This window comes from Streptomyces sp. NBC_01478 (genome assembly GCF_036227225.1).
Lineage (GTDB): Bacteria > Actinomycetota > Actinomycetes > Streptomycetales > Streptomycetaceae > Streptomyces.
Genome location: NZ_CP109444.1, coordinates 2,355,563 through 2,375,979 on the forward strand (window position 1 = coordinate 2,355,563; position 20,417 = coordinate 2,375,979).

General features: G+C 72.6%; 15 protein-coding genes. 6 read left to right on the forward strand and 9 right to left on the reverse strand.

Translation table 11 applies throughout. The features are described from left to right. Window positions 1-8 precede the first annotated feature (8 nt). Window positions 9-443, reverse strand: a complete 435-nt coding sequence (locus OG223_RS10515) for a roadblock/LC7 domain-containing protein (RefSeq protein ID WP_329245665.1) — start codon at window positions 441-443, stop codon at window positions 9-11. Then, a complete protein-coding gene (locus OG223_RS10520) occupies window positions 440-3,298 on the reverse strand; it encodes a nitrate- and nitrite sensing domain-containing protein (protein ID WP_329245667.1) in 2,859 nt (952 codons plus the stop codon). Before OG223_RS10520 ends, OG223_RS10515 begins: the two co-directional genes overlap by 4 nt. A gap of 418 nt (window positions 3,299-3,716) precedes the next feature. Here OG223_RS10520 and OG223_RS10525 point away from each other — a divergent pair, with 418 nt between their 5' ends. Continuing rightward, window positions 3,717-4,256 (forward strand): hypothetical protein, encoded by a 540-nt coding sequence (locus tag OG223_RS10525; RefSeq protein ID WP_329245670.1) that lies wholly within the window; start codon window positions 3,717-3,719, stop codon window positions 4,254-4,256. Between the two features lie 41 nt (window positions 4,257-4,297). On the opposite strand, the gene OG223_RS10530 is transcribed toward OG223_RS10525, so the two are convergent. The 4 genes from OG223_RS10530 to OG223_RS10545 form a co-directional block, all read right to left on the reverse strand. After that, complete coding sequence (locus OG223_RS10530) at window positions 4,298-9,169, reverse strand: hypothetical protein (protein WP_329245673.1); 4,872 nt, start codon at window positions 9,167-9,169, stop codon at window positions 4,298-4,300. Between the two features lie 66 nt (window positions 9,170-9,235). Continuing rightward, a complete protein-coding gene (locus OG223_RS10535) occupies window positions 9,236-10,114 on the reverse strand; it encodes a hypothetical protein (protein WP_329245676.1) in 879 nt (292 codons plus the stop codon). A 136-nt stretch (window positions 10,115-10,250) separates the two neighbouring features. Beyond that, the gene (locus tag OG223_RS10540; RefSeq protein ID WP_329245679.1) at window positions 10,251-11,777 is read right to left on the reverse strand and encodes a hypothetical protein; all 1,527 of its coding nucleotides are present in this window, start codon (window positions 11,775-11,777) and stop codon (window positions 10,251-10,253) included. 123 nt (window positions 11,778-11,900) lie between these two features. Further along, the gene (locus OG223_RS10545) at window positions 11,901-12,608 is read right to left on the reverse strand and encodes a GntR family transcriptional regulator (RefSeq protein WP_329245682.1); all 708 of its coding nucleotides are present in this window, start codon (window positions 12,606-12,608) and stop codon (window positions 11,901-11,903) included. Between the two features lie 170 nt (window positions 12,609-12,778). On the opposite strand from OG223_RS10545, the gene OG223_RS10550 reads away from it, so the two are divergent. Genes OG223_RS10550 through OG223_RS10570 form a run of 5 tightly spaced genes read left to right on the forward strand, consistent with a single transcriptional unit; the run spans window position 12,779 to window position 17,161 of the window. Continuing rightward, window positions 12,779-14,098, forward strand: a complete 1,320-nt coding sequence (locus tag OG223_RS10550; RefSeq protein ID WP_329245684.1) for an MFS transporter — start codon at window positions 12,779-12,781, stop codon at window positions 14,096-14,098. After that, a complete protein-coding gene (locus OG223_RS10555; RefSeq protein ID WP_329245687.1) occupies window positions 14,095-14,916 on the forward strand; it encodes a putative hydro-lyase in 822 nt (273 codons plus the stop codon). Before OG223_RS10550 ends, OG223_RS10555 begins: the two co-directional genes overlap by 4 nt. Before the next feature lie 12 nt (window positions 14,917-14,928). Further along, window positions 14,929-15,681 (forward strand): LamB/YcsF family protein, encoded by a 753-nt coding sequence (locus OG223_RS10560; RefSeq protein WP_329245690.1) that lies wholly within the window; start codon window positions 14,929-14,931, stop codon window positions 15,679-15,681. Continuing rightward, a complete protein-coding gene (locus OG223_RS10565; protein WP_329245691.1) occupies window positions 15,678-16,295 on the forward strand; it encodes a 5-oxoprolinase subunit B family protein in 618 nt (205 codons plus the stop codon). Before OG223_RS10560 ends, OG223_RS10565 begins: the two co-directional genes overlap by 4 nt. Next, a complete protein-coding gene (locus OG223_RS10570) occupies window positions 16,292-17,161 on the forward strand; it encodes a biotin-dependent carboxyltransferase family protein (RefSeq protein WP_329245694.1) in 870 nt (289 codons plus the stop codon). Before OG223_RS10565 ends, OG223_RS10570 begins: the two co-directional genes overlap by 4 nt. A 15-nt stretch (window positions 17,162-17,176) precedes the next feature. Here the strand turns inward: OG223_RS10570 and OG223_RS10575 are convergent, their stop codons facing one another. Genes OG223_RS10575 through OG223_RS10585 form a run of 3 tightly spaced genes read right to left on the reverse strand, consistent with a single transcriptional unit; the run spans window position 17,177 to window position 20,321 of the window. Further along, window positions 17,177-18,037: an SGNH/GDSL hydrolase family protein gene (locus tag OG223_RS10575; protein WP_329245697.1), complete on the reverse strand. Its 861-nt coding sequence runs from the start codon at window positions 18,035-18,037 to the stop codon at window positions 17,177-17,179. Then, window positions 18,034-19,197 (reverse strand): glycosyltransferase, encoded by a 1,164-nt coding sequence (locus OG223_RS10580; protein WP_329245699.1) that lies wholly within the window; start codon window positions 19,195-19,197, stop codon window positions 18,034-18,036. The genes OG223_RS10575 and OG223_RS10580 overlap by 4 nt, the downstream gene beginning before the upstream one ends. Next, window positions 19,194-20,321 carry a glycosyltransferase family 4 protein gene (locus OG223_RS10585; protein WP_329245702.1) on the reverse strand — a complete coding sequence of 376 codons (1,128 nt, stop codon included), beginning with the start codon at window positions 20,319-20,321 and terminating at the stop codon, window positions 19,194-19,196. Before OG223_RS10585 ends, OG223_RS10580 begins: the two co-directional genes overlap by 4 nt. Window positions 20,322-20,417: the final 96 nt, after the last annotated feature.

The following is a 20,417-nucleotide window of genomic DNA, read 5'->3' on the forward strand; positions in this document are numbered from 1 at the left end:
TCACTTCACTACCCGCCGGAGGACAGGTCGGTGCGCGGAGCGGCCCCCAGATGCGCACCGACCCGCTTCACGAGCAGTGTCATCTCGTAGGCGACCTGTCCGACGTCCGAGTCGGCGTCCGCGAGGACGGCGAGGCAACTGCCGTCGCCCGCGGCCGTCACGAACAGGAAGGCCTCGTCGAGTTCGACGACCGTCTGCCGCACGCTTCCCGCCTCGAAGTGACGGCCGACGCCCTTGGCGAGGCTGTGGAAGCCGGAGGCCACGGCGGCCAGGTGCTCGCTGTCCTCCCGGGTCAGGTCCTGGGACACACCGGTGGCCAGGCCGTCGCCGGAGAGCACGATGGCCTTGCGGATGCTGGCGACGCGATCGACGAGGTCGTCGAGAAGCCAGTTCAGCCCGCGCTGGTCGGTCGTACCCTCGCCGGTCGCCTTTGGTGCGGTCATCGACCGTCCCCCTTAGTTCCTTGTGCTGTGCCGCCTCGGGCGTCGTCGCCCTCGGCGTTCTCCTCGCGGCCGCGCTGCCAGCCGCGCTGGAGCGAGGCCATACGGCTGCGCACCTCGTCGGCGTCGCGCTCGGCGACCTCCGCCGGGGTCGCGGCGCGCCGATCGGGGTCCTGTTTGAGCTGCGGGGCCAGGTTGGCCTGGCGTACGCGTCGGGGCAACGCTCCCAGGTCGGGCCCGGTCGGGCTCGGCGAGGTGTCGGAGTCCGGAGCGCCGGACGCGATCTCGGCACGCCGGGTGCGCCTGGGGAGGGCGGGCGTCTCGGGCGGCTCAGCGCGGCCGCGCCCCGGGGAGGCCTGGGTCGGCGTGGATTCGGCGCGCCCACCGGGCACGTCGGTACGGCGGCGTAGCGGCGTGTCACCGCGACGCCGGGCCGGGAGGGGTGCGGGCCCGTCCGTCTCGGGTGCGCCGAAAGTCGGGGCCTTGGAGGGGCCGTCGAAACCGTCGTCCACGGAGTCCCCCGGTTCGCGTCGGGAACGCGGCTCGACGACCGGGCGTCCATGGGAGCTGACCAGCTTGGGAGTTCGGCGCCGCGGCAGCGGAAGCGGCTCGCCTCGGTGACCGTCCACGTCGGCTCCGCGCGGGCCGTCGTGGGGCTCCGGGACCGGTTGATGCTGTTCTACGGAGCGGACGGGTGCGAGGTCGTCCCGGTGCGCGGAGGTGCGGCGCGGGCGGAAGATCCCGCCGCGTTCGCCGTCCTCGTCGTCGAGCGTGTTCGGGAAGCCTTCGAGGGCGTCCAGGTCGACGGGGGCTTCCAGTTCGACCGGGCCGTCCAGGAGCGCGGGCGGCAGTCCGGGCAACTTCACGGGCACTTGGGAGAGCGCGGAGCGGCGGCTCTCCTCCAGCTCGGCCTCCTTCGTCGGCCGGGGCCGGTCGAGGCGGAAACCGATGCCGTTGGTGTCCGGAACCTCGTCGCTCAGCAGGGCGTCGGGGATGAACACGACGGCGGTGGTGCCGCCGTACGGGGAGGGCTGGAGCGAGACGCGGACGTTCTGCCGCTGGGCGAGCCGGCTGACCACGAAGAGGCCGAGGCGGTCGGTGTCGGAGAGTTCGAACTCGGGTGTCTCGGCAAGCCGGAGATTGGCGTCCAGGAGTGCCTCGGCCGCCATGCCGAGGCCGCGGTCGTTGATCTCCAGGGTGAAGCCGTTGGCGACCCGCTCCCCCAGGACCTGGACGGCGGTGTGCGGCGGGGAGAACACCGTGGCGTTCTCCAGGAGTTCGGCCACCAGGTGGGTGAGGTCGGCCACGGCGGGACCGGTGACGGCTATGCGCGGCAGCCGGCGGACCTCGATGCGCTCGTAGTCCTCGACCTCGGCGACGGCCGCTCGGACGATGTCCATGAGCTGGACCGGCTTGCGCCACTGCCGGGAGGGGGCCGCTCCGGAGAGGATCACCAGGCCCTCGGCGTGGCGGCGCATACGGGTGGTCAGGTGGTCGAGGCGGAACAGGTCGGCCAGTTCGTCGGTGTCCTCGGTCCTGCGCTCCATGGTGTCGAGCAGGGTGAGCTGCTTGTGCAGCAGGACCTGGCTGCGCCGGGCGAGGTTGACGAAGACCTCGGAGACCCCGGACCGCAACTCGGCCTGTTTGACGGCGGCTTCGACCGCGGCGCGCTGCAGGGTGTTGAGGGCCTGGCCGACGTCGCCGATCTCGTTCCGGTCGTACTCCAGGCGCGGGACCTCGGTCTCCACGTCGACGACTTCGCCGACGGACAGGCGGCGCATCACGCTGGGGAGCCGGACGCCGGACGCCTCGTGGGCGTCCAGGCGCAGTTGGCGCAGGTCGCGGATGAGGCCTCGGCCGATGCGCACGGACAGGAAGACCGAGAACAGGAGGGCGATCAGCCCCAGGACGCCCGCGATGGCCGCCTTGAGGATGACGCCGATCGCGACGGGGCGGACGCGGTCCTGGTAGCGGTCGTTGGCCTGGTCGTCGAGGGTGCCGAGCTTGGCCAGCACGGCGCCGGCCGCGGTGTTCCAGGTCTGCGCGGTGACGTTGCGGGGCGTGCCGGAGGTGGCGGACACGGCGGCCTGTTCGGCCACGCGCAGGGGGGCGCTGGCCGCGTTCTTCCAGAAGCGTTCGAAGTGGCCGCGCTCCGAGGAGGGCAGCAGCGGCAGGTTGATGTCGTACAGCAGAGTGCGCTGGGCGACGAGGTCGGAGACGTCGCGGGTCTCGTTCCGGGTGAGCTTGCCGACGATCAGGGAGGAGCCGAGCAGGGCGTCCTCACGGGAGAGGAACTCGCGGGCGCGGGCGAGGTTGACGAGGGCGCGGTACTGCTTGTCCATCTCGACGTTGTCGACGACGTGGAGGTTGGACAGCAGCACGTAGCAGGGGTCGACCAGATGGTTGTAGAGGTCGAGGGCCTGGGCACGGCTGACCGTACCGTCCTCGACGCTGCGCCGCAGGGACTGGAGACCGTCGAAGGCGTCGAGGACCGCGGAGACACGGCTGTCGGTGGCCTGCCCCATCGCGTCGCGCACGTCCGGGTTCTCGGCGTTCTTGCGGATCCTGGCGACGGCCTCGTCGGACGCGGCGCGGCTGCGCCTGAGATCGGTGAGCCCGTCGGCGGCGCGCGGGTCGGCGAGATAGACGAGTGACTGCCGGCGTTCCTGCTGGATGACGCGGACCGTGTCCTCGGTGGGGTAGCCGATCTTCTCGACGACCGACGACACGTTGAACAGGTCTCCGGCCGCCCGGCCGGTGAGGACCGTGGCAAACGCCCAGATCGCGGTCAGGGACACGAGCGGCACGAGAAGAAGCGCCACGATCTTCCGGCGGATGGACTTCCCGCGAAAGCGCATGGCCTCCCCCTGCTGGACCCCCGCCGGCCGGGGGTACACATGTGCGTCAACAAACGGCGCGAGCCTACTACTGACACAGAGGTAACTCGAAGAGCTGTCCGGAGCGTGAACTTCCGCAACAGCGACCGGACATGGGGAGTTGTCGGTTCATTACGGGAGATTGCCGCCCCGATATTCCCGAGATCACCACACCCCACCCGATCGGTCCACTTGGCCAGTTGGCCGGAATTTTTCGTCCGTTGGGAATCTTCGTGGCATGTTGTTCGTCTTTCTCTACGGGACATGGGTGCGGAACCGGCCACAGGAACCGCATCCGCCCCCGGGCGGCGTAAAACAGGGCAGGCCGGGCACCCACTGGGGAGCCGGATTCTTCGGAGTCCGGGGCGAGTGGTGTACCGGCGGTGGGGAGGACACGTTGATGGGCACGGCGGAGCGGCAAGAGGCGCTTGAGGACAGCGTGGTGGCGCGGTCGACGGGGGACGGAGAGGCTCGAAGGCGCTCGGACGGCCCGGCGGCGCAGTCCGACAGGCCGCGCGCGGCGCGCGCGACAGCGGAACAGCAGGAGTACTACCGCCCGTTGTGGATCGAGGAGCCCGCGCGTCGGCGCCGGCTGCCAGATCCGGTGCGTACGGCGGCCGTGCGGGCGGTGCTCATCATCGCCGTGACGCTGATCCAGGCGACGGTGGCCTTCCTGTGCACGATGGCCGGGTCCTGGCTGGCGTTCCCGATGGTGATCAGCAGCGTGGTCAGCACGGTGGTGGCCACCTGGGGCGTCCTGGACGTATGGGTGACCCGGCAGATGTGGAACCAGCGCAATGGCGTGGTCTCCGAGCCCAGCAGCACGGCAAGGGCCCTCCGCCGTGAGCGGCGTCGGGCCCAGCGTCAGGCGAAGGCCACCCGGCGGGCGCAGGAGCGGATAGCCCGCAAGGGCGGAGCCGGGCAGTTGTCGCACTCCTGAGGTCCGCCCCCGGATGACGTTCGCCTACGGACGAGCTTCGTCTACGGAGCGGTCGGCGCCGGACGTTTGAACATCCGGGTCGCGGTGATCTCGCTGTGCACCGACTCACCCTCTCCGGCCGGGGCCTGCTGCGGCAGGCCCGGCCGGAGGTGCTCCTCCACGCTGATGTACTTGAGGCCCGCCCTCAGGTCGGCGTCGTTGCGCAGCCGGATGACCAGCGGGAACTCCGCGAGTGCCGTCGTGTCGAACAGGCCGGTGGTGTACAGGAGTTGGACACCGAGCGCGTCGGACACGGCGCGCTGCAGCTCCAGCAGATAGGTCGCGTTGGCCCGCCCGATGGGGTTGTCGAGGAAGAGCGTGCCGGCGTGCCGGTGCTTGTCGCGGCCCCGGTCGTTGGAGCGCAGCGCGGCCATCGTGCAGTAGAGGGCGATGGCCGCGGTGAGGAGCTGACCGCCGGAGAAGACGTCGCCCATCTGCCCGACGGGCACCCGCTCGGCGCGCAGTACGGCGTCCGGCTTGAGGATCTCCACGGCGATGCCCTTGGGCTCCAGGGCCGCCCCGACTCCCCTCAGCAGCAGGGACATTCCGTCGCGCCGCATGTCGGAGTTCTTCTTCACGGCGGCCCGGGTCGCCTCGTCGACGACCGTACCGAGCCGCTCGGTGAGCGTGGCCTGGTCGGGCTCCTCGAAGCGGATGCGCAGGAACTCCTGCCCGGACCACTCGCCGAGCCCCTCGGGCAGCCGGGACAGCCGCTGCGCGGACCGCAGGGTCGCCAGCGCCGACTCGACGAGCCCGCGGAGCCGGTCCACGATCGAGTCGCGGTTGCGCTCCAATTGCGCCAACTCGTCGGTGAGGACCCGCAGTCGGGGCGCGAAGGCGTCGGCCCACTTCTGCGCGTGCTCGGGCAGCGCGGACGCCGGCAGCTCACGGATCTGCTGCCGGGCGGGGGTGCGTACCTGCTCGTAGCGCGTGGAGTTGGCATGCCGTACGAGGACATCGCTCGCCTCGCGTACGGCGCTCTCGGCGGCGGACAGGTCGGTGGCGCAGCCGCGCAGCGAGCGGCGGGCCTCGGCGGCGGAGTGCCGGGCCTCCTCCACACTGCCCGGGTACGGCTCGGGCTCCTCCTGCTCCTCGTCCGAGGAGTGCTCGCGCAGCAGGTCACGGAGCATCGCGGCGGTCTCGTCGAAACCGCCCGCCCCGTCCTCGGCGGCGCGGTGGGCGTCGAGGAGTTCGGCGTGCGCCTCGCGGGCCTGGCCCAACGCGTCGGTGCGGGAGCCGAGTTCGGCGGTCGCCGTGCGCAGCAGGGCCTGGGCGTGCTCGGCGTCGCGCGGGATCAGTTCCTCGGTCAGCTCGGTGTGCGCCTCGCCGTCCTCGGGCGCGTGCCGCTCGGCCTCGCCGCGCAGCCGTCCGAGCTGCTCGCTCGCGGTCGACACCCGGGTCTCCAGAAGCTGCACCAACTCTTCGGCGCGCGCCGCGGCGGCCTGCCGGGACGGCCCGTCGGAGCCGTCGGGTGACTGCAGCAACTGTGCAGCGCGCGTGCGGACCTTGTTGCTGAGCCGGTCCAACTCGGCGATCGCCGCGCTCTCGTCGCTCTCCGCCCGGGCCTGCTCGGCCCGCAGATCGGCGCCGACGCCGACCTTCTCGTAGAGCTGCGAGGCGGCCCGGTAGGCCTCACGCAGGGCGGGCAGCGAGGGCTTGGGGGCCTCCGGGTCGTCTTCCGGTACGTCGTCGGGGGCGCCCGCGATCTCGGAGCGCTCGGCGCGCAGCGCACGGGCCGTACGGCGGGCGTCGTCGGCGGCACGCTGGGCGGCGCGGCGGTCCTCGTCAGCGGCGCGGGCGCGCTCCAGGCAGGACTGCGCGCGGGCCTCCGACTCGGCTGCCTCGTCGGCGAGTTCACGCAGTTTGACCTGCCAGCCGGCGCGTTCGCGCAGCCGGAAGGCGAGTCCGGCGAGGGCGTCGGCGGCGCGCCGGGCCTTCTGCGCGGCCTCCTGTCGCTCGTCGCGCACCTGGGCGGCCTCGGCGGCGGCTTCGTCAGCCTCGGCCCGCACGGTCCGCGCCTCGGCCAGTTCGGCCTCGGCCTCCTCGGCGAACGCGCGCGTGTCCTGCGCGGCCTGTGCCAGTTCGACCAGCCGCCCGCTCGGGCAGCCGGTGCGCCAGGAGGCGAGCCGCGCCGCGAGCTCCCGGTCCTTGCCGAGCCGCGCGGCGAGCGTACGGATCTCCTCGTCCCGCTGCCCCGCCCGCGCGCGCAGCGCCTGCCGCTCCTCGTCGGCGGCGTGCTCGTCGTGCATGGCGGGGTTCGGCGGTACGAGGAAGACGTCGCTGGTCCGCGCGTCGGGCGCCGGTGTCGGGGCGAGCAGGGCGGCGGCCGTGCCGACGGCCACGGCGGACCGGGGCAGCAGGGCCGCGTCGTTGAGGGCCTCACGGGCACGCGCGTGCGTGTCCGGGTCGGTGATGATCACACCGTCGACCAGCTCGGGCCGGGCGGCGAGCACGCGCGCGTGGTCGACGGGGTCGACGGCCTGGGCGAGGTAACGCCAGCCGGGCAGGGCCGGGATGCCGTGCTCGCCGAGGTACTCCACGGTGGCCAGCACGTCCGGGCCGGGCGGCAGCAGGCCGCCGTCACCGAGCGCGCCGAGAATCCGGGAGTCGTCGGCGGCGGCGGTGCGCAGGTCGAAGAGCTGGCGCTCGCTGGAGGTGACCCCGTCGTCGAGCAGTTCGCGCAACTCGTCGGCGAAGCGGTCGAGTTCCTCGGGGGTGAGGGGGCCTTCGGCGAGCGGGCGGAAGGGTTTGGCGGTGCCGGCGCGGGTGGACGAGGGGGCGTTGGCGGCGGAACGGCCGCTTGCCGCAAGGCCGTTGGCTGAGTCGGTGTTCGCTGAGGCGGCGTTGACTGATCCGGTGTTGGCCGAAGCGGCGTTGGCAGAGCCAGTGTTGGCTGAGGCGCCGGTCCGTGCATCCGCCTCGGCGCCCTCTCCGTCGCCGCCCGAGCGCGCGCCCGCGTTGTCGTCAGCGCCCTGGCCCGCGGTGCGCGGTACTGGCACACCACTGCTGCCACCGGCACCGTTGCCCGCACCGGGCAGGCTGAGCAGTTCCGCAAGCCGCTCCTCCCCCGCCAGCCCCTCGGCGAGGCGCCGCTCCGCGTCGTAGGTCCGCTCGGCCGCAGTCGCCGCGTCGGACGCGCGGGCCGCAGTCAACTCCGCGCGGGACTCGGCGGAGGCCGCCTCACGGGCGTGCTCGGCGGCCCGGCGGGAAGCCTCACGGGTCGTGTCCCAGGCGGCCACGGCGGTCTTCTCGGCGTCGCTCGCAGCGAGGGCGGCACGTGCCGGGTCGGCGTCGGGGGCGGTGTCGTCGAGCCAACCCGCGCGTACCGCCTCGGCGGTCTCCTGCTCGACCTCGGACAGGCGCTGACGCAGATGCCCGACCTCGCTGCGGGCGCGCTGTGCCTCGGTGGCGGCAGAGGTCGCGTCCCGGTGGGAGGTCTCGCCGACCTCCTGAAGCGCGGCGGACCGCTCCTCGCCTTCGTTGGCGAGGTCCTCGGCGCTCTCGGCGGCCGAGTGCAGGGCCCGTACGAGATCGACGGCGGCCTTGGCGCGGGCGGCGAGCGCCGGTGCGGCGTCCCTCTCGGCCTCGCGGATCGCGACGGCCACGCGCGCGGAGCGGTCGGCGGCGGCCCGGTGCCGCAGGACCGCCTCGGCGGCCTGCCAGGCGGCGTGCAGCGTGCGGGCGTCGGCCAGCTCACGCTTCTGCGCGGCGGCGGACTTCTCCATCGTGGCGAGCGCCAACGAGGCGTGCCGGTAGGCCAGTTCGGCGGCGATCAGCGCGCTGCGCTCCCGCGCCCCCTCGGCGTGCGTGACGGCGTACGCGGCGGCGGTGACCCGCTGGGCGAGGTCGGCGGCCCGCACCCGCTCCTGCGCGCCCCGTGCGGACAGCCGGCGCGCCAGGGTGCGGGTACGACGCTCGGCGCCGGCGTGGATGTCACGCGCGCGTGCCCGTCCCTCGGCGGCCTCGACGATCCGGCCGAGCAGGTCCACGGAACCGGCCGTGAAGTCCCGCTCGGCGATCAACTCGGCCCGCCGCCCGAGCTTGTTGCCGAAGCCGCCGACCAGGTCGGCGAGCCCGTCGGTGTCCCGGGTGTCGGTGACCGCGCGCAGCAGCAGGTCGGTGAAGTCGGAGTCCTTCTTGACGGCGAAGAGACCGGCGGCCTCGCCCTCGTCGGCGTTCATCTCCCGCTGGTAGCGGAAGAGTTCGGGGTCGAGACCGAGGTCCCCGAGGTGCTCGATCCAGCGGTCGTGGATCTCCTCCCAGTGCACTTCGAGGTGCGGATACGCCTTGCCGGCCTCGGTGATGGCGTCCCGGAAGCCCTTCATGGTGCGCCGACGGCCCTGCGCGCCGGACACGCCCTCGCCGGGCGGCCGTACGGAAGTGGCCTCGGCGACGGGGAGGTTGTCCAGGCTCAGCCCGGGGCCCGGCCGGAACGAGTACCAGGCCTCGGCGAACTTCCGCGGGTCGTTGGAGACTTGGCGCCCGCGCCACTCGCTGACCTTGCCGACGACCACGCACTCGCCGGTCAGGGTGTGCTGCCACTCCAGGGCGACATGCCCGCAGTCGTCCGCGAGGAGGAACTTGCGCAGCACACCGGAGCTGGCGCCGCCCAGGGTGTTGCGGTGTCCCGGCAGCATCACCGAGAAGATCAGCTTCAGCAGGACGGACTTGCCGCCGCCGTTCTCCAGGAAGAGCACACCGGCGGGCGCGGGGCGGCGCGGCGGCCCGACGGGCTCGTCCTCGAAGAACTCCGCCTGGGTGGGGGCGGGGTCGGGCACGGGCTGGCCCACGCCTCGCAGATCAAGCACGGTGTCGGCGTAGCGCGCACCGGCGGGCCCGATGGAGTAGAGGCGGACCCGGGACAGCTCGTACATGGCGGACTCTCGTCGTAAGTCTTCGGCAGGTGTGGGGGGCGTAGGTCTTCGGGAGGAGCTGGGGGATCAGGAGTGGAACGGCAGTCCGGCGTCGGCCACCAGCTCCAGGTCCTCGGTGTCCTCGGCGGGCAGCAGGCTCGCGGTGCCGTCGGTGACCGGGACGACGCCCAGCTCCAGCAGCTCGGCCATGGCGGCACTGCCGGCCATGTCACGCACCTGGAGCTGATAACGGGCTGTCGTGCGATAGGTCCCACCGTTGTCGTCACCGGTGCGCTGGAGGAAGCCGGAGTCGGTGAGGAAGGCGGCCGCCTTGCCGACGATGCCGGTGGTCGAACCGGCCAGTCTGCGGGCGTCCTTGGTGGCTCCGGTGGCGCTGCGTCTGACCCAGATCCGCCAGGCGGCCTCCAGTCCGGGCGCGTCGGTGGCCGGGTCGGTGTTCATGCCCTGCTCGTCGGCCCGCTCCTCCAGGCGCCGGCAGGCCTGCCGTACGAAGGCGTCGACCCCGTTGACCGTGACCCGCCCGATGTACCCGTCGTCGGCCAGGTCCTCGGGGCGCGGGAACGCCATCGCGGCGACGGCGAGATGCGCGAGCCCGTGCAGGAACCGGTCCCCGGAGTCGGCCGCCGTACGCCGCGCGTAGTCCCCCATCCGCACGGCGAACACCGAGTCCTCGGCGGCGGTCACGGCCATCCCCGCGCGCGGGGACACCTCCAGAACGACCAGCCCGAGCCCGGCGGCCACGGCATCGGCAAGCCGCGCGAACGGCGAGTCCTCCCGGTACCGCCGCAGCAACTCCGCGTATTCCTGATCCCGCGCGGGCTGCAACTTCGGCTGCAGCCCAAAGGCGACAAGCCGAGCGGCGTCGGCAGCGTCGGCGGGCGTGATGACAGCGGTCACCGGCGAGGCGGCAACCTCCGGCTCACTCCATTCGACGGTCTCACTCACGACGACAACTCCTTGCACTTGATAACGAGGATGAGGTCAAGCGCCCCTCCAGGGGCGCGGGACTGTGACATTTGCGGCTCCGCCGCGTGGGCGCGACCAGCCACAACGGACCCGCAGCCACCCACCGACAGAACCATCACGCCGCCTCACTCCGCCCCGCAGCCATCCCGACCGCGTCCAACAAGGCCATCCCCACGATCAGATCGGCCCCACCGAACTCGGGATCATCCAGCTCAACCCCGTCGTCGACGGCGAACAACAACTTCGCCTCCCCCTGCCGATACGCCGTACCGACCGGCGGACTGGCCGCATGCACGGCCAGCAGGGCCACCAAATAAGGAAGTTCCGCATCCTGACGACGCGCATCGGCCAGCAGCCCCGACAATCGCCGAGGCGCATCCGCAGGCAGATCGAGCAACTCCATGGCCGCTGCCAACTGCTCCTCACTGAACCGACTGTCGTCCGGCGTGGCGATGAGATCCGGCTCCGGCATCTCCGCCCCGAGATGCTCCCGCTCGGCGGGCGGGGTGAGCAGTATGTCGACGAGATCCCCCACCCGGACGGACACCGGCGTACGCAACCCGGTCCCGCGAGCGAAGAACGCGTCCGTGACCCGGATCGCCTGCTCCAGGGGCAACGGCAGGACGGGCGCGACGAGATGGCCGTAGAGGTCGATCCCCGAGGTCGTCATCGGCGTGGCGAAAGCCTGACGGTCCTGCTCGGCACGGAACAGCGGCCCGGCCTCCAGAAGGCGCGACTGAAGCTGCGTGTGCCGCCGGATGCAGTCCTTGACGATGTCGACCAACTCGGCCGCACGCCGCTTCTGTTCGGGATCCTCGGACTCGTCACGGGCCTTGCGGATGTTGGTGAGGATCGCGTTCTCGTGCCGGTAGCGATCAGCGACGTGATCAAGGGCTTCGGCGATCATGTCCGGCACGGCGTTGAGCCAGTCCACCGCGCGGACGTTGCGCCGCGTGGCGTCCAGAGCGCGCCGGAGTGTCTCCGAGTACTGCACGGTCCGGTACCGGGCCTGTTCCGCGGCGAGTTGCGCGTCGGCGAGCCGGCCGCGGCTGATCAGCACCTCCAGCTTGACCTCGGCGGCGATCTGCGCGCTGGTGACGTCGGTGTCGAGGGCGCCCACCAGGACGTTGACGGCCTCGTCGGTCGTCCGGAGGTAGACGCTGCCGCCGTAGCCGGGGACCTCTTCGATCAGCTTGAAGTCGTAGTCGCGGCGCACATAGGTGCCGTCCTGCGCGAACGTGCCGTACACCGTGCGGAAGCCGCGGTCGACACTGCCGACGTTGATCAGGTTCTCCAGGACCCAGCGGGCCACGCGCTCGTGCTCGACGACGGAGCGCTGGGGGGCCTGGGCGGCGATGCGCGGGATGAGCCTGGCCACTATCTGGTCGTGGTCGGCACCCGTGTCGAAGTCCATGTTGAGGGTGACCAGGTCGATGGCGGCCAGGGCCACCTCCGCCATGCCGTACACCGAGTACTCGCCCGCGAGATTGGCCTTGCGTGCGTCGAGGTCGTGCAGCGGCGCGGTGCAGGCGAGCGCGCGCAGTCGCCGCGCCAGTCCCTCGTCGGCGGCCGGGCCCGGGGCGGGGCGCGGCCCCGCGCTGAACTGGGGCGGAACGCTGTCCGTCGATGCAGGCGAAGTCACGCTGCACAGACTAGGTCCTCGGTCTGACAACGACCCAAACGACGCAGAAGCGACTACCGCCACAGCCGCGTGCGCCGGGTCCGCCGAGTACCGAGCCGTCCTCAGTCGAGCCACGTGCCCTTGTCAGTCGAGCGCCGTGCCGTCCTCGCCGACCCGCTGCCGGTAGGCCTCGACGACGCGTTTCAGCGAGTCGTCGAGGTAGACCGCGAGCAGTTTCTCGGCCTCGGCCCGGTCGCCCGCCTGGAGCGCGTGGAGGATCAGGCGGTTGCGCTGGAGGTACGGCTCGTGGAGCGCCTTCGGGTCGTCCACGAGGTGGAAGGCGAGCCGGAGTTCGGCGAAGACGCTGCGCATCCACTCGCCGGTGCGGGCGCTGCCGGCGAGGGCGACCAGTTCCCGGTGGAAGTGGATATTGGCCGTACCCACGCCTTTCCAGTCATCTTCGACGGACGCCAACTGCCCCTCGGTGACGGCCGCGGCGAGGTGTTCGAGGGCGTACGGCGGTTCGCCCAGCCCTCGTACGACGGCGCACTCGACGAGGCGGCGGGTGCGGTAGATGTCCTCGACGTCCTCGACGCTCAGGACCCGGACGAAGACGCCCCGGTTCAGCTCGTGGACGAGCAGGCGTTCGTGAGTGAGCAGCCGGAACGCCTCACGGAGTGTGTTGCGCGACACACCGAGCGCTCCGCCGATGCTGTCCTCCGAGAGCCGGGCGCCCGGCGGGAAATAGCCCTCGGCGATCCGACTTCTGAGGATGTCCGAGACGCGTTCCGCGGTGCTCGTGCGACCCAGGAGGGCGCGGTCGTCGGCCAGTCCCGCCATCTGCTCTGCCATGCCCGGAATTCAACCGCAGATACAAGAACGAAACAACATGCCTCTTGAAGGATCGTTCAACGATCCTCTACTTTTCTCGGTAGGGCGCCGCCCGCTCACACCGGCGCCGACGGCTTCCGCACGGCACGGCTCAGTCCCAGCACCCTCCGTCCTCCTTCTGCGAGGTGCACATGAGCACGACCCCTCCACCTCAGGCCCTGAACACCGGCGCACATCCGGACACGGACGAACTCACCGCCGACGACGGTGCGTTGGCCTGGCTGCGCGCGCTCGGTCCGAACGGCCGCCGCGCCTTCGCCGGCGCGTTCGGCGGCTACGGCCTGGACTCCTACGACTACTTCACGCTGCCGCTGAGCATGGTCGCGCTGGCTGCGTACTTCGGCCTGAACAGCGGCCAGACCGGCCTGTTCACCACCGTCACGCTGGTCGTCTCCGCGGTCGGGGGCGCCATCGCGGGCGTCTTCGCCGACCGGGTGGGCCGGGTCAGGGCCCTGATGATCACGGTGGTCACGTACGCCGTCTTCACCGTGGCCTGCGGCTTCGCGCCCAACTACGAGACCCTGTTGGTCTTCCGCGCCCTCCAGGGGCTCGGTTTCGGCGGCGAGTGGGCGGTCGGCGCGATCCTGGTCGCCGAGTACGCGAGCCCCAAGCACCGCGGCCGTACGCTCGGCGCGGTCCAGAGTTCCTGGGCGGTGGGCTGGGCGCTGGCCGCGGTCGTCTACACGCTGGTCTTCTCGTTCCTCGGCGACGACCTGGCCTGGCGGGTGATGTTCTGGACCGGCGCGCTGCCCGCGCTGCTGGTGATCTGGGTGCGGCGCCGGGTGCACGACGCCCCGGAGGCGACGGCCGTGCGCGAACAGAACGTCCAGAAGGGGTCGTTCGCGGCGATCTTCAAGCCGGGCACGGCCGAGGCACCGGGCCTGCTGCGCACGACGGTCTTCGCCGGCCTGCTCTCCACCGGCGTCCAGGGCGGCTACTACACCCTCGCCACCTGGGTGCCGACGTACCTCAAGACGGAGCGCGGCCTGTCGGTCGTCGGCACCGGCGGCTATCTGACCTTCCTGATCTCCGGCGCCTTCCTGGGGTACCTCACCGGCGGCTACCTCACGGACGTGCTCGGCCGTAAGCGCAACATCTGGCTCTTCGCGCTGCTCTCGGCGATCTGCATCCTGGTGTACACGCACATTCCCAGCGGCGCCAACACCCTTCTCCTGGTGCTCGGTTTCCCGCTCGGGTTCTGCATGTCGGCGATCTTCAGCGGCTTCGGCTCGTACCTGAGCGAGCTGTACCCGACGGCCCTGCGCGGCACGGGACAGGGCTTCACGTACAACACCGGCCGCGCGGTCGGCGCCGTCTTCCCGACCCTGGTGGGCTTCCTGGCCGACAGTTGGGGTGTGGGCGGAGCGCTCGTCTTCGGGGCGATCGGATACGGCATCGCGGCGCTGGCGCTCCTGGGGCTGCCGGAGACCCGCGGAAAGGAACTGGCGTGAACCGTACGGAGGATCGTCCCCTGACCCTCGTCGACGAGCACGCGCACGCGTGGAGCCCGCGTTCCGCCCGGGCCCGGTTCCGGGCCGGGCTGACGGGTCCCACGGCCGGGGTCGCGGCGGGCCACACCCAGGTCAACCTGATCTCGGTGCCCGCCGACTGGGCCTACGACATGCTGCTGTTCTGCCAGCGCAACCCGAAGCCCTGCCCGGTGCTCGACGTCACGGACGCCGGCTCCTGGAAGACGGTTCTGGCCGACGGCGCGGATCTGCGCACCGATCTGCCGCGCTACCGGGTGTGGCGGGACGGCGAGTTGGTGGAGGAGCCGACGGACGTGCGCGCGCACTGGCGCGACGACCTGGTGTCGTTCCTGATCGGCTGCAGCTTCACCTTCGAGTGGTCCCTGAGCGAGGCGGGAGTCCCGATCCGCCACATCGAGCAGGGCCGCAACGTCCCGATGTACGTGACGAGCCGCCCCTGTCGCCCGGCGGGGCGGCTGCACGGCCCGATGGTCGTGTCGATGCGCCCGGTGCCGCCGGAGCACCTGGCGACGGCGATCCGGGAGACCGCGCTGCTCCCGGCGGTGCACGGCAGCCCCGTACACTGCGGCGATCCCTCGGGACTCGGCATCGACGACCTCGGCCGTCCGGACTTCGGTGATCCGGTGGACGCCGGGCCGGACGACATCCCGGTGTTCTGGGCCTGCGGAGTGACCCCGCAGGCCGCGGTGATGGCGTCCCGCCCGCCGTTCGCCATCACCCACGCGCCGGGCCAGATGTTCGTCACCGACGCCCGCGACGAGCAGTACCGCGTCGCCTGACCAGGAGAGATGATGATCGATCTGAACGCCGACCTAGGCGAGGGCTTCGGCCGCTGGCACCTCACCGACGACGAACAGCTCCTGTCCGTCGTCACCAGCGCCAATGTGGCCTGCGGCTTCCACGCCGGGGACCCGGTCACCATGCGGCGGGTGTGCGAGCTGGCGGCCGAGCGCGGGGTACGGGTCGGCGCGCAGGTGTCCTACCGGGACCTGGCGGGGTTCGGGCGGCGCGCGATGGACGTGCCGTCCGCCGAGCTGGCGGCCGAAGTGGCGTACCAGATCGGCGCCTTGGAGGTGTTCGCCCGGGCGGCGGGCACGCGCGTGTCGTACGTCAAGCCGCACGGGGCGCTGTACAACCGGGTCGTGCACGACCCGGAGCAGGCCGCCGCGGTGATCGAGGGCGTGCTCCTGGCCGACGCCTCGCTGCCCGTGCTCGGGCTGCCCGGCTCGGTCGTGCTCGACCTGGCTTCGAAGGCCGGGCTGCCGGCCGTCACGGAGGCGTTCGCGGACCGTGCCTACACCGACGAGGGCACGCTCGTGCCGCGCGACCGGGACGGCGCGGTGGTCACCGACCCGGAGGCCGTCGTGGAGCGGTCACTGAGCCTGGCCCGCTCCGGGACGGTCGAGGCGCTCTCCGGGGCACGCATCGAGGTACGGGCCCGCTCCCTGTGCCTGCACGGGGACACGCCCGGCGCGGTCGAACTGGCCCGCAGGGTCCGCGAGCGGCTCGTGGAGTCGGGTGTCCTGGTGGAGGCCTTCGCATGAGGGCCCTGCCCGTCGGCGAGGACGCGCTGCTCGTCGAAGTGGCCTCCGGGGAGGAGGCCGAGGCCGTCCACGCGGAGCTGCTGCGCCGCCGCGCGGAGGGCCTGCTCACCGTCCGCGAGATCGTCCCGGCCGCCCGCACGGTCCTCCTCGACGGCCTCGCCGACCCGGCCCGGCTGGCCGCCGAACTCACCACCTCCGACGTACCTCCCGCTCCCCCACGCGCGCGTGAGGCGATCGAACTCCCGGTGCGCTACGACGGCCCGGACCTCGCCGACGTCGCCGCCCTGTGGGGTGTCCCCGAGGACGAGGTGGCCCGCATCCACGCGGCCACCGAGTTCCGCGTCGCCTTCTGCGGGTTCGCCCCCGGCTTCGGCTACCTCACCGGCCTCCCGGCCCGCTACGACGTCCCCCGCCGGGCCACCCCGCGCACGGCCGTCCACGCCGGTGCCGTGGGCCTGGCGGGGCCGTACACCGGCGTCTACCCCCGTTCCTCGCCCGGCGGTTGGCAGCTCATCGGCACGACGGACGCGGTCCTGTGGGACCCCGCACGCGAGCCGGCCGCGCTGCTGTCGCCGGGCACGCTCGTGCGCTTCGTCCCGGTGGCGGACGTATGACGGACCGCGCCTTCGCCGTCGTACGGGCCGGGGCCCTGACCACCGTGCAGGACCTGGGGCGGCCCGGACACGCGCACCTGGGGGTGCCGCGTTCCGGGGCGCTCGACGGGCCCGCGGCGGCGCTCGTCAACCGGCTGGTCGGCAATCCACCGGAAGCGGCCGTCCTGGAGACGACCCTCAACGGCTGTGCCGTACGGCCTCGTTCAACGATCCTCGTGGCCGTCGGCGGCGCCCCCTGCCCGGTCACGGTGAACGGTCGGCCGGTCGCCTGGGGCGCGCCCGTGCATGTGCCGGCCGGGGCGCTCCTGGACATCGGGACGGCCGTCTCCGGAGTACGGACCTACATCGCCTTCGCCGGTGGGGTCGGCGTCGAGCCGGTGCTGGGGAGCCGCTCCACGGATCTGCTGTCCGGGCTCGGTCCGGCGCCGCTCACGAACGGCGCCATACTGCCGCTGGGGTCCCCGACGAGTCTCCACGCGCACGTGGACGTCGCCCCGCAGCCGCGCCCCCCGGTCGAGCTCGTCCTGCGGGTGACCCTCGGGCCCCGCGACGACTGGTTCACGCCCGAGGCCGTGCGCGCGTTCACGTCACGCGCCTACCGGGTGTCCTCGGCGAGCAACCGCATCGGGCTGCGCACCGAGGGGCCCGCCCTGGAGCGGGCCCTGACCGGTGAACTCCCCAGCGAGGGCATGGTCCTCGGTGCCGTCCAGGTGCCACCGGACGGCCGCCCGGTGGTGTTCCTGGCCGACCATCCGACCACCGGCGGCTATCCGGTGATCGCCGTCGTCCGCCCCACGGACCTCCCGGCGGCCGCCCAGGCGGCGCCCGGCACCCCGGTCCGTTTCGTGGCTGTACGGCGCCGCTGAGGCCCCGTACACGCCCTATGCGGGGTCCGGCTGCTCCTGCTGCACCGACAGGGAGGCCAGCGCCATCGACACGGCGTGGGACGCGCTCAGGTCGAGCCGGGCGCTCGTGCCCCGTGCGCGGTGGCGCATCTCGTCGGCGGCCAGCCTGAGGAGTTGTGGCAGCAGGTCGGTGCAGCGGCGGGCCACCCAGCCGGTGCCCGCCGTCGCCAGCCACAGCAGACTGGCCGACCTGGTGGGCACCGGGAACTCGGGTTCGGGCGAGGGCGCGGCCCCCGTGGCCACCCCCTCCTCGGCGAGCAACGCGTGGAAACGCAGCGCCAGTTGGCGGTGCCCGCGCTCCCCGGGGTGGAGCCGGTCCGCGCTCCAGATCGCGCGGTCCATGATCCACTCGCCCTCCGCGGCGTGCAGATGCACGGCCCCGTAGCGCTCGGAGAGCGCGTGCACCACGGTGTTGACGGCGCGCTGCCGCCGGGCGAGCGGGCGGGCCAGCGCGCCCGGGAGGCCGAGCATCGCGCCCGGGTCGGGCAGACAGGCCGTGAGCAGGACCGCGCCCTGTGCCGTGAAGGCCGCGTAGACCTCGTCGAGCCGGGCGGCCAGGGCCTGGATGTCGAAGGTGCAGCGCAGGGTGTCGTTGACGCCTATGACGACGGACACGATGTCCGGGTCCAGGGCGAGCCCGGCCGGGGTCTGCCGTTCCAGCACGTCCCGTGACTGCGCCCCGCTGACCGCGAGGTTCGTGAACTCCACGGTCTCCTCGGGCTGTTGGGTCAGCCCGTCGGCGAGCAGCGCGGCCCAACCGCGCCACGCCTCGCCGACGGGATCGCCCACGCCCTCGGTGAGCGAGTCACCGAGGGCGACGAAACGGACCGTTCTCATGCCACGCCTCCGGGCACGAACCGCCGTACCGGAACATCCGCGTCGTGGGCCGCGAGGAAGGCGTCGACCGCCGTGTGCCAGCCGAAACACTCCGCACGCGCGCGTGCGATCTCCCGCCGCTCCGGCTCGGAGCGTTCGAGCAGCATGTCCACGGCGTCCGCGAAGGCCTTCCCGTTGTCCGCCGCCGTGGCGCCGGCGGAGCCGATCACCTCGGGCAGCGCGGAGGACGCGCTGGCCACCACGGGCGTGCCGCAGGCCATCGCCTCCAGGGCGGCGAGCCCGAAGGTCTCGGCGGGCCCGGGCGCCAGGCACACGTCGGCGGAGGCCTGGAGCGCGCCGAGCAGCCGCCGGTCGGAGACGTGCCCGAGGAAGGTGACCGGCAGCCCCCGCTCCCGCGCCCGCTGTTCGAGCCGGGCCCGCAGCGGGCCGTCCCCGGCGACCACGAGGACCGCCCGTCGCCCGCGCCGTACCAGCGCCTCCAGGGCGTCGAGCGCCGTGCCGGGCTTCTTCTCCACGGAGAGCCTGGTGCAGGTCACCAGCAGAACCTGGTCCATGCGCGCGTACTCCGCGCGCACCACCGGGTCCCGCAGCGCCGGACTGCGCCCCACCAGGTCGACGCCCAGCGGAGCCCGTACGACATTGCGTGCGCCGATGCGGACGAACTCCCGCTCGGCGAACTCCGTGGTGCACACCACGCGCGCGTAGGTGTGTGCCGTACGGACGTTGAGGGCGTCGGCGGTGCGCCGGGACATGTTCTCCGACAGGCCCCAGGTGCGCAGGACGCCGTCGGCGGTCTCGTGGGACACCATCACGGCGGGGACGCGGGCCCGCCTGGCCCATTTGCCGGTCCAGCGCAGGGTCGTACGGTCGGAGACCTCCAGGCGGTCGGGGGCGAGTTGTTCCAGGAGGCCGGCCACGCGCCGCTTGTCGGTGAGGACGCGGTAGCCGCCGGTGCCGGGCAGCAGCGGGCCGGGCAGGGTGATGACGCGGCCCTGCTCGGTCTCACGGTCGGTGTGGCGTTCGCCGGGCACGATGAGGACCGGGTGGTGCCCGGCCTCCTTGAAGCCCTTGCCCAGCTCGCGCAGGGCGGTGCGCAGGCCCCCGGAGGAGGGGGCCACGAAGTTGGCGAGCCGCACGATCCTGAGGGAAGCGGTGTTCATGCCGCCACCACCAGCTTGCGCGCGGCGAGGACATCGCCGTAGTGGGCGATCAGTTGGTCGCCGACGGCCGCCCAGGTGCGGCCCTCGACCATGGCCCGTGCGGCGGTGCCGTACTCGGCGCGGAGCGCGGGATCGGCGGCCAGGGTCCGTACGGCGTCCGTCACCGCGCTCTCGTCGCGGGGCGGGAAGAGGAACCCGGTGCGCCCGTGGGCGACCAGGTCCAGCGGTCCGCCGGCGGCGGGCGCGACGACGGGGACGCCGCTGGCCATGGCTTCCTGGACGGTCTGACAGAAGGTCTCAAAAGGTCCGGTGTGCACGAATATGTCCAACGAGGCGAAGATACGGGCGAGCTCGTCTCCGGTACGCCGGCCGAGGAAGACCGCGCCCGGCAGCGCCTCGGTGAGGTGCGGCTGGCTGGGTCCGTCGCCGACGATCACGACCCGGACGCCCTCGATGCCGCAGGCTCCGGCGAGGAGTTCGACCTGCTTCTCGGGGGCGAGCCTGCCTACGTAGCCGACGATCAGCTCACCGTTCGGGGCGAGTTCGCGGCGCAGCGCCTCGTCCCGGTACTCGGGGCGGAAGCGCTCGGTGTCCACGCCGCGCGGCCAGAGCCTGACCCGGGGCACGCCGTGTGCCTCCAGGTCGCCCAGGGCCGCGCTGGAGGGCGCGAGGGTGCGGTCGGCGGCGGCGTGGACGGAGCGGATGCGCCGCCAGGCGGTGGCCTCGCCGGCGCCGACGTACGTACGGGCGTATCCGGCCAGGTCGGTCTGGTAGACGGCCACGGCGGGGATGCCGAGCCGGGCCGCGGCGGCCATGCCGCGGACGCCGAGGATGAACGGGCTGGCCAGGTGCACGATGTCGGCGCGGTGTTCGGTGATGGCCGCGGCGACGCGTCGGCTGGGGAGGGCGACGCGGACCTGGGGGTAGCCCGGGAGCGGTAGGGAGGGGACACGGATGACGGGGCACGGCGACTGGGCGTCGGGCCCGCTACCGGCCGAGGTGGCCGGCGCGACGACGAGCGGATGATGACCGCGATCCACGAGGTGCCGGGCGGTCTGGAGCGCGCAGTGGGCCACGCCGTTCACGTCGGGGGGAAAGGATTCGGTCACGATGACGACACGCATACCCGTGTTGTCGCCGCGCTGGACGTGGCCGCGTCAACGTGGATCTATGCGAACGGTGAACGTCCCATGAGCGTTGCGCTGCACACCCGAGCAGGT

What these genes read in the sequence shown, in the direction of transcription:
- OG223_RS10560 (WP_329245690.1), top strand. Translation starts at nt 14,929, where the DNA reads ATGATCGATCTGAACGCCGACCTAGGCGAGGGCTTCGGCCGCTGGCAC.
- OG223_RS10545 (WP_329245682.1), bottom strand. Translation starts at nt 12,608, where the DNA reads ATGGCAGAGCAGATGGCGGGACTGGCCGACGACCGCGCCCTCCTGGGT.
- OG223_RS10575 (WP_329245697.1), bottom strand. Translation starts at nt 18,037, where the DNA reads ATGAGAACGGTCCGTTTCGTCGCCCTCGGTGACTCGCTCACCGAGGGC.
- OG223_RS10550 (WP_329245684.1), top strand. Translation starts at nt 12,779, where the DNA reads ATGAGCACGACCCCTCCACCTCAGGCCCTGAACACCGGCGCACATCCG.
- OG223_RS10530 (WP_329245673.1), bottom strand. Translation starts at nt 9,169, where the DNA reads ATGTACGAGCTGTCCCGGGTCCGCCTCTACTCCATCGGGCCCGCCGGT.
- OG223_RS10515 (WP_329245665.1), bottom strand. Translation starts at nt 443, where the DNA reads ATGACCGCACCAAAGGCGACCGGCGAGGGTACGACCGACCAGCGCGGG.
- OG223_RS10580 (WP_329245699.1), bottom strand. Translation starts at nt 19,197, where the DNA reads ATGAACACCGCTTCCCTCAGGATCGTGCGGCTCGCCAACTTCGTGGCC.
- OG223_RS10565 (WP_329245691.1), top strand. Translation starts at nt 15,678, where the DNA reads ATGAGGGCCCTGCCCGTCGGCGAGGACGCGCTGCTCGTCGAAGTGGCC.
- OG223_RS10585 (WP_329245702.1), bottom strand. Translation starts at nt 20,321, where the DNA reads ATGCGTGTCGTCATCGTGACCGAATCCTTTCCCCCCGACGTGAACGGC.
- OG223_RS10570 (WP_329245694.1), top strand. Translation starts at nt 16,292, where the DNA reads ATGACGGACCGCGCCTTCGCCGTCGTACGGGCCGGGGCCCTGACCACC.
- OG223_RS10525 (WP_329245670.1), top strand. Translation starts at nt 3,717, where the DNA reads ATGGGCACGGCGGAGCGGCAAGAGGCGCTTGAGGACAGCGTGGTGGCG.
- OG223_RS10520 (WP_329245667.1), bottom strand. Translation starts at nt 3,298, where the DNA reads ATGCGCTTTCGCGGGAAGTCCATCCGCCGGAAGATCGTGGCGCTTCTT.